Origin of the sequence: Acinetobacter stercoris, from assembly GCF_900323515.1 — a bacterium.
Classification (GTDB): Bacteria; Pseudomonadota; Gammaproteobacteria; order Pseudomonadales; family Moraxellaceae; genus Acinetobacter; species Acinetobacter stercoris.
The window spans coordinates 1-1,235 of record NZ_OOGT01000400.1; the positions used below are offsets into that span (position 1 = coordinate 1).

Below are 1,235 nucleotides of genomic sequence, written 5' to 3' on the forward strand. Positions count from 1 at the left end.
TTATAAATATATGGTGGGCGCTGACGGGATCGAACCGCCGACATTCTGCTTGTAAGGCAGACGCTCTACCAACTGAGCTAAGCGCCCTGAGTAAGGGTTAACAAAGGCAACTTTGTTTGAGTTCAAAAAACTATAGTTTTTCAGCTCACTCTTTTTGTAGCATGACGACATAGGTCAATATTTTTTATAATAGCTTCTCAGATTCCAGGAATCAAGAGAAATGGCGCAGCGGACGGGACTCGAACCCGCGACCCCCGGCGTGACAGGCCGGTATTCTAACCAACTGAACTACCGCTGCACTACGGTGTTTTGCTTTACACAAAACAAAATCTTTTAAAAATTGGTGGGCGCTGACGGGATCGAACCGCCGACATTCTGCTTGTAAGGCAGACGCTCTACCAACTGAGCTAAGCGCCCTAATGAAAAATAGTGTTGCTATTTTTATAATGCAAAAACAATCAAATATTGCTATTACATTTTTCACACTCATGATCAGGGAATCAAGAGAATGGCGCAGCGGACGGGACTCGAACCCGCGACCCCCGGCGTGACAGGCCGGTATTCTAACCAACTGAACTACCGCTGCACTGCGGTACTTTGCCAAAGCAAAGAAAATATGGTGGGCGCTGACGGGATCGAACCGCCGACATTCTGCTTGTAAGGCAGACGCTCTACCAACTGAGCTAAGCGCCCTGATAAATAAAAATAGTGTTGCTATTTTTATAATGTAAAAACAATCAAAAAACTGATTTTACACTTTCCACCCTATGATCAGGTAATCAAGAGAATGGCGCAGCGGACGGGACTCGAACCCGCGACCCCCGGCGTGACAGGCCGGTATTCTAACCAACTGAACTACCGCTGCAGAATCACAATATACATTGTATACAAACAATCAGAAATCAAAGTGGCGCAGCGGACGGGACTCGAACCCGCGACCCCCGGCGTGACAGGCCGGTATTCTAACCAACTGAACTACCGCTGCACTAAAATTCCTAACATAAAGGTTTGGTGGGCGCTGACGGGATCGAACCGCCGACATTCTGCTTGTAAGGCAGACGCTCTACCAACTGAGCTAAGCGCCCTTTACGTCTTTATCGTTTGTGTGGTGCATTATAGAGAATCTTTACTGACTGTCAAACGCTTTTCTCCTTGAAATTCTATTTTTAAGTCTGAATGATTAAAAAATAGGTTATTTTCACGGTATTTAGCCATTTTTTGTTTATTATTTATCT

General features: G+C 45.5%; 8 tRNA genes. All 8 read right to left on the minus strand.

From position 1 onward, the window contains the following. Positions 1-11: 11 nt before the first annotated feature. A tRNA-Val gene (locus KPC_RS19820) sits at positions 12-87 on the minus strand. Between the two features lie 134 nt (positions 88-221). Continuing rightward, positions 222-298 (minus strand) — tRNA-Asp (locus tag KPC_RS19825). Positions 299-341: 43 nt separating this feature from the next. Beyond that, positions 342-417, minus strand: a tRNA-Val gene (locus KPC_RS19830). 92 nt (positions 418-509) lie between these two features. Then, positions 510-586 (minus strand) — tRNA-Asp (locus KPC_RS19835). Positions 587-617: 31 nt separating this feature from the next. After that, positions 618-693: transfer RNA gene (locus KPC_RS19840), tRNA-Val, on the minus strand. A 95-nt stretch (positions 694-788) separates the two neighbouring features. Then, positions 789-865, minus strand: a tRNA-Asp gene (locus tag KPC_RS19845). A gap of 43 nt (positions 866-908) precedes the next feature. After that, positions 909-985: transfer RNA gene (locus KPC_RS19850), tRNA-Asp, on the minus strand. A 24-nt stretch (positions 986-1,009) separates the two neighbouring features. Continuing rightward, positions 1,010-1,085: transfer RNA gene (locus KPC_RS19855), tRNA-Val, on the minus strand. Positions 1,086-1,235: the final 150 nt, after the last annotated feature.